Origin of the sequence: Roseibium sp. (assembly GCF_025698965.1) — a bacterium.
GTDB lineage: Bacteria > Pseudomonadota > Alphaproteobacteria > Rhizobiales > Stappiaceae > Roseibium.
Genome location: NZ_JAILWL010000421.1, coordinates 1 through 5,849, shown reverse-complemented (window position 1 = coordinate 5,849; position 5,849 = coordinate 1). Strand labels below are relative to the sequence as shown.

General features: G+C 58.0%; 14 protein-coding genes. All 14 read left to right on the top strand.

The genetic code is table 11. The annotated features are described in order from the left end of the window. A partial coding sequence (locus K5905_RS25820) for a DUF3164 family protein (protein WP_297589524.1) occupies window positions 1-354 on the top strand: 354 nt, incomplete at its 5' end. A 1-nt stretch (window position 355) separates the two neighbouring features. Next, window positions 356-661, top strand: a complete 306-nt coding sequence (locus K5905_RS25815) for a hypothetical protein (protein WP_297589522.1) — start codon at window positions 356-358, stop codon at window positions 659-661. Window position 662: 1 nt separating this feature from the next. Beyond that, a complete protein-coding gene (locus tag K5905_RS25810) occupies window positions 663-941 on the top strand; it encodes a hypothetical protein (RefSeq protein WP_297589520.1) in 279 nt (92 codons plus the stop codon). Window position 942: 1 nt separating this feature from the next. Continuing rightward, window positions 943-1,194 (top strand): hypothetical protein, encoded by a 252-nt coding sequence (locus tag K5905_RS25805; protein ID WP_297589518.1) that lies wholly within the window; start codon window positions 943-945, stop codon window positions 1,192-1,194. A gap of 1 nt (window position 1,195) precedes the next feature. Continuing rightward, window positions 1,196-1,462, top strand: a complete 267-nt coding sequence (locus K5905_RS25800) for a gas vesicle protein V (RefSeq protein WP_297589516.1) — start codon at window positions 1,196-1,198, stop codon at window positions 1,460-1,462. Between the two features lie 4 nt (window positions 1,463-1,466). Continuing rightward, complete coding sequence (locus tag K5905_RS25795; RefSeq protein ID WP_297589515.1) at window positions 1,467-1,709, top strand: hypothetical protein; 243 nt, start codon at window positions 1,467-1,469, stop codon at window positions 1,707-1,709. Beyond that, window positions 1,706-2,329, top strand: coding sequence for a regulatory protein GemA (locus K5905_RS25790; protein WP_297589513.1), 624 nt, complete (start codon window positions 1,706-1,708; stop codon window positions 2,327-2,329). The genes K5905_RS25795 and K5905_RS25790 overlap by 4 nt, the downstream gene beginning before the upstream one ends. Next, window positions 2,329-2,766, top strand: coding sequence for an ASCH domain-containing protein (locus K5905_RS25785; protein ID WP_297589511.1), 438 nt, complete (start codon window positions 2,329-2,331; stop codon window positions 2,764-2,766). The genes K5905_RS25790 and K5905_RS25785 overlap by 1 nt, the downstream gene beginning before the upstream one ends. Next, window positions 2,763-3,194 carry a hypothetical protein gene (locus K5905_RS25780; RefSeq protein WP_297589508.1) on the top strand — a complete coding sequence of 144 codons (432 nt, stop codon included), beginning with the start codon at window positions 2,763-2,765 and terminating at the stop codon, window positions 3,192-3,194. The genes K5905_RS25785 and K5905_RS25780 overlap by 4 nt, the downstream gene beginning before the upstream one ends. Window positions 3,195-3,311: 117 nt before the next feature. Beyond that, window positions 3,312-4,514: an N-acetylmuramidase domain-containing protein gene (locus K5905_RS25775; protein ID WP_297589506.1), complete on the top strand. Its 1,203-nt coding sequence runs from the start codon at window positions 3,312-3,314 to the stop codon at window positions 4,512-4,514. Then, on the top strand, window positions 4,511-4,903 hold the full coding sequence (locus K5905_RS25770) for a hypothetical protein (RefSeq protein ID WP_297589504.1): 393 nt from the start codon (window positions 4,511-4,513) through the stop codon (window positions 4,901-4,903). Before K5905_RS25775 ends, K5905_RS25770 begins: the two co-directional genes overlap by 4 nt. A gap of 7 nt (window positions 4,904-4,910) precedes the next feature. Continuing rightward, on the top strand, window positions 4,911-5,258 hold the full coding sequence (locus tag K5905_RS25765; RefSeq protein WP_297589501.1) for a DUF2730 family protein: 348 nt from the start codon (window positions 4,911-4,913) through the stop codon (window positions 5,256-5,258). 2 nt (window positions 5,259-5,260) lie between these two features. Then, entirely contained in the window at window positions 5,261-5,557 is a 297-nt protein-coding gene (locus tag K5905_RS25760) for a hypothetical protein (RefSeq protein ID WP_297589499.1), read from the top strand. A 1-nt stretch (window position 5,558) separates the two neighbouring features. Beyond that, window positions 5,559-5,849 (top strand): phage protein Gp27 family protein (locus tag K5905_RS25755; RefSeq protein WP_297589497.1); only part of this gene is annotated, 291 nt, incomplete at its 3' end.

Sequence of the window (5,849 nt, the reverse complement as noted above, 5' to 3'; positions counted from 1 at the left end):
TGCAAGAAAGTGAGCATTCAGGTTGCCGATCTCATCGATTTCGGACCGGAAATTCAGGTTGCCAAGGTGCTGATTGACGAATGCCTGAATGAGTGGTCGGCAGACAGTCGCCCCGAGATCCGCACGCTCGTCACCCGTGCGTTCAACACCGACAAGGAAGGCCAGATCAACAAGGCCGAAATCTTCATGCTGATGCGGCTGGAGATTGAAGATGAACGCTGGCAGGAGGCCATGAAGGCCCTCAGAGACTCTGTGCGCGTCACCGGCTCCAAGAGCTATGTCCGCTTCTATGAGCGTGACGCGCCGGACGGTGATTGGAAGGCCATCCCGATCGATATCGCGAAGGTGGCCTGACATGAGCGAGCTGAAAAGACTTATCGGCGTGGTCGAAGCCACCCGGGACGAAGCCGACGCCATAGCCGGGCCACAGCCCGATTGGATGGACCGCGCGGCCTATGCCACGTGGAGCGAGAACCGCTCCAAGGCGCAGGATCATCTGAAGGAAGCGCTTCTGGAAGCAGGGGCGAAGTTCAACGCTCGCCCCGCCGTGGATTTCGCCATCAGGCTTGGCGGCATTCGTTCCACGTCAACAAGCGGCATTGAGGGCGCGGTCGGCAACTGGCTGGCCGCTGCCCGCAAGCGGCTGGAAAAGGAGGCCTGAGATGATCGCTTATTGCTGGGCATCCGGCGAGATCGAATTCGTTCAAAGCCCTGGGCCCGTGCCATTCGGTGCGCTCGCATTCGCTGACAACATCATTCTTCGCCCGGATCTTTCGAGCGAAGACTTTGTGGCGTTGGTAACGGCACGCGCCCGAACTGCGCATGACAACGAAACCCTTCTGGTTCCCGGTATCCCGGAAGCCGAAGATCAAGTCCAAGCGCGCGAAGCACTTCAAGAGTGGGTCGAGCAGGCCCTCAAGAAACCGGGAAAGGCGGCTTGAGATGGAAGCCTTTCAAATCAGGCAGCTTGAATGGCAAGGTCACGGTGACAAGCTCGAAGCTTCGGCATTCGGGATTGGTGTCTTCTATCGCGTGAGAGGGGAGCCGGGCGCCTGGGAACTGATGAGCCCCGGCAAGACGCAGTACGTATTTACGCCCGGATACGAGACGCAGATCGACGCGAAGAACGCCGCACAGGTTGATTTTGAACGCCGTGTTCGCGCGTCAATGACAGAAGTCGAAAAAGGCACCTGACATGTCCCGCCTCACCAGCCCCGACAGTGTGTTGAGTGAGACCCGGGCCTTGCGCGATAGGCGTGAACATCTTTTGCGCGAGGCCGACCGTCACCGGTACCGCCTGCACCGGTTGCGGGATCTGCAAACAGAGTTGCAGCAGGTGACCACCGACCTTTTGAAACGGGAACGCGAGGATAGCCAGAAGCCGAAACCGAAGCCGGAGCCCTTGGGAGATGCCGGCGCGGTTGGCGGCAACGTCCATCGCAGCTTCCCTTACAAGGATTGAGACCATGACCTATCGCGAGAGAATTGCCTATGCGATCTTCAGCAGCGAATTTGCGCCGCACGTCGCAGGCAAGAACTCACTCAAGAACCTGCCGTCCCTTCAGACGCTTCTCGGAGAAGACGAGCCGGTCGATCCCTACCTCTCAGAGGATTGGGAGCTCAACAAGTCTGATTATTTCAAACATGCCGATGCGGCTTTAAATGAACTGAAAACAATCGCGGCCGAGCAGGGGAGGCCGTTGACATGAGTTCCCTCGCCAAGATCCATGTCCTGAAGAACAAAGCCAAGCTGGATGAGGACACCTATCGCGACATCGTTGAGCGCGAGACCGGGCAAAGGTCATCCAAGAACCTAAGCGATGCCGACCGGCTGAAAGTCATCCAGGCCTTAGAACCGCTCGCCCCGAAACAGGACACCAGCCGAGCCACCGGCAAGTTTGCCAAGAAGCTCCAGGCGCTCTGGATTGCCGGATACAATCTGGCCGTCATCAACAACAAGTCCGATCAGGCCATGATGGCATTCCTGAGGCGGCAGACCGGTCTGGATCATCATCGGTTCCTTCAGGATGAAAGGGACGCCACCAAGGCGATCGACGCGTTGAAACTCTGGATCCGGCGCGCAACCGGGAACTTCGAGCTGTTTACTCAGGATCAGGTCCGGACACCGTTGCAAAATGACTACCGGTTTCAGATCTGCCTGCATATCTGGCTTGAGCTGGTGAAACAGGATCGGGCACCGGGAAGCAGCTTGAGCGAGTTTCTGGCGAGCCGGCAGGCACAGAACGATGTTCTAGACCTGACCTCGGGCGATTGGATCGCCTGCATGAATGCGCTTGGGGATCTGTATCGACGGGAGGGCAAGGGCTGATGGTTGCTTATTCCTTCAAAGCCTTTTTTGAACCGCAGATATCGACCGGCTTCAAACAGCACACCGTCCGTGCCGAACGCCGTCGTCATGCCCGACCGGGGGAAACCGTCCAACTCTATGTCGGTATGCGGACGCGGCATTGCCGGAAGATCCTCAAGCCTGATCCGATCTGTACTGCGGTGCCACCGATCGTAATTGAGCTGTCTTCGCGCCGGGATGATTTCATTCAGTCGATCGAAATCGACGGTTGCAAGTTGAATGCCGACGATATCGAGCAATTCGCTCGTGCTGACGGGTTTGCGCCAGAGCACATTAATGTTCTGGCTCTCGATCTGGACGGCAAGACGGCTCGAAAGAACATGGGTGAGTTCTGGCATCACAACCATGACGGCGACCGTTTCACTGGCATGCTCATCAAGTGGAAGCCTGTATCATGACCGACGAGCTTCCCGGCCTGCTTGGTGAAATCGCAGAGGTTGCCGGTCTGCCGGCAGCGCTTGCGATTGCCGAGCAGGTCGGTGGAACTCGGGTTACGATCCCGTCTCATGCAATGAATGACCATTGGTTGGTCGAACTGGTCGGCAGGGAGGCGGCGGACAAGATCTGCGATCACTTCCGCACCTTGTCACCCGATCAGAGGGAAGCCGGCGCGCGCCACGTCATCATTCCGCGTGGTCCCGCCGGTTGCCTCACTAAAGCCCGAACCCGGCTTGCAAAAGAACTTGAAGCCGGAACCAGCGCACGCGAAGCTGCCCGCCGTGCCGGTTTGACGGAACGAACGGCATGGCGGATGCGCGCCAAGCTTCGGGACGAAGAAAACAGCAAGCAGGGCTCCCTGTTTCAGGACAGTTTGACAAGCGATTAAACGCCGTTCAAATTCTCCGTCCCGGCGTTTCCTGCCTTGGCTGACAGCTGTCAGCCCCACAAATCCCAGTTAAAGAAAAGAAATTGAGGGCCTCCTATCACGGCAGGACGAGGCCCTATGTCCGACATCATTTTCAAACTCCGTCAAGGCGGCGGCAAGCAGAGCAATGACGATGTCATCAAGCTGGCCGCGTCCCGCATGCAGTGCGAAGAAGAAGTGCTGCAGGCGATCCTTGAAGTTGAGAGCAAAGGCCGCGCGTTTGACGACGATGGCCGGCTTATCATCCTTCCCGAAAAACATGTCTTCTGGCGCGAGCTGCCGAAGAACCTGAGGGCGACGGCCAAGCGGCTGGGACTGGCCGTCCAGAAATGGACCCGTCAGAATTACAAGGGGCTTGGCGGTTCTGGTTCCGATGCCCGATGGGACCGGCTGGAAGCCATGGTCAAGCTCGATGAGAAAGCGGGCTTGCGGTCCGCGTCTTACGGCGGTCCGCAGATCATGGGCTTCAATGCCCAGCTGTGCGGCTATGCCACCGTGCAAAGTTTCGTGCTCGATATGGCAGAAAACGAAGCCAATCAGGCCGAAGCGTTTCTGACCTATCTTGAAAAGGTCGGATTGCTTCAGGCGATCCGCGACCGGGACTGGCGCGCGATTGCCCGTCGTTACAACGGGCCGGGTCAAGTCACGCGCTATGCCGAGCTTATGGCTCAAGCCTATGCGCGCGTCTCTGGCCGTGTTGGTCATGCAAAGGTCGCCAGGGGTTATCTGCGGCTCGGTTCAGACGGCTTCCAGGTCAAGGCATTACAGGAACGCCTGGTTGCCCTTGGCTATCATGTCAAACCGGATGGCGACTTCGGTCCGGCCACGCGCCGTCAGGTGATTGCCTTCCAGGCTGACAACGGCTTGAACACGGACGGTGTCGTCGGGATCAAGACCGGCGAAATGCTTGAACGGGCCGTGCCGATCAATGAACAGCCCGGTGGCACTCGCGAAAACCTCACCGTCAAGGATCTGCGCAAGGCCGGATCCCAGACTGTCAAGCAGGCCGACCGCCTGACCAAGCTTGGTGTCGGTGCCCTGGTCACCGGTCTTGGTGCGGAAGCTCTGGAAGTCGTCGGCAGTGTTCCCGGACTAGAAACCCTGAAGGGCCTCTCGGACACCATCCATCAGGTGACCAAACTGGCCGAGCCAATCCTGCAACTGATCGGCGACAACAAGTGGCTGGCGCTGGTCGCGATTGGCTGCGCCATCTATTGGGGCGCACGCCAGATCAAGTTGCGGCGGCTCTCCGATGCCAGGGAATGGAGGCACGTTGCATGACGTTCCTTCTGTCTCTGGTTCTTAAATTCGCCAGCTCCGGTCTTGTCGATAAGGCGCTTCGCTACATGGAGCGCAAGGCAGCGCTAGGCAACGAGCAGGAGCGCATCAAGTCTCAAACCACAATCGAGGTTGTCCGGTCGGCCGTGCAGGAAACCCGGATCATGGCAGACCTGCAAAAGTCCAAATTCCAGCATCTGGCTTACTGGATCTTTGCCGCCTTGTTCATTTTGCCTCTCGGCTTCTGGTGGGCCGCCGTCATTCTGGACAGCGTGTTCCTGTTCGGCTGGAAGGTCGCGACGGTTCCTGTTCTGGAACAGTGGGGCGGGGAAATGATCCGCTGGCTTTTCTACACCGGCACCTTTGTCGCCGGCGTCAAAATGTTGAAGTGAGGTGCCGGTGTTTAACTGGATTGAACGGTTCGAGTCCCTTCTGAGTGTCACCGCCGTCCTGTTCGCCGGTGCCGCCTTCGCCTATTCCTGGCTGACCAGCGGCTCCAAGGACAACGCCAGCAAGATCGAAGTGCTTGAGAAGGCTGTCGAGGAAAAAGACACCGAGCTTTCGACGCGTGTCGCAGCTCTTGAAAACCGCCTAGACGATTATCCAACCAAGGAAGATCTTCACGAGATCCATCTTCAGCTGCGAACGCTGGACGGAACCATTGGATCGCTTTCGACCAAGGTTGAGAGCGTTGATCGTGTTGCCCGGCGCATTGACGACTATCTACTGACACAGCGGGAGCGGTGACCATGAGTTATGCCGAACACGCCACGGCCGATTATCGGCTTACCATCCTGAAGGCGCTCACCGAAGAAGACGACAATCGTCTCAATGAAACCCTGATCGAAAGGGTTCTGGAGACCTTCGGCCACACCAAGTCACGCGACTACCTGCGCACTCAGCTGAAGAAGCTTGAGGATCTTGGCGCAGTCAAATTGACGGAGCCGGGTTCGGTGTATGTCGCTGAGCTGCTGCGGCCTGGTCTCGACCATGTCGAGCGCCGCTCGTTCCTTGAAGGTGTTTTAAAACCGTCGATCGGGGGCTGATATGGCAAAGCGCCGCAAGGGCCGGGGACGCCTGTCCGCGATCGAGAAGCTGCCGATCGAATGCGAGGAAGCTGTTGTCTGGGCCGCAACGGAACTGCGCAAACGCCAGCGAAGCCAGAAGGACATTTACGAAGAGTTCTTCTTGAAACTTGAGCAGGTGCAGAAAGACAGCCACGGCGAGCTTGAATTCGATATCCCGTCGATCTCCAGCTTCAATCGCTATTCAATCAATCAGGCCCATCTGACCCGGCGCATTGAAGGCACCAGGGAGATCGCCAGCTCGATCGCCGCG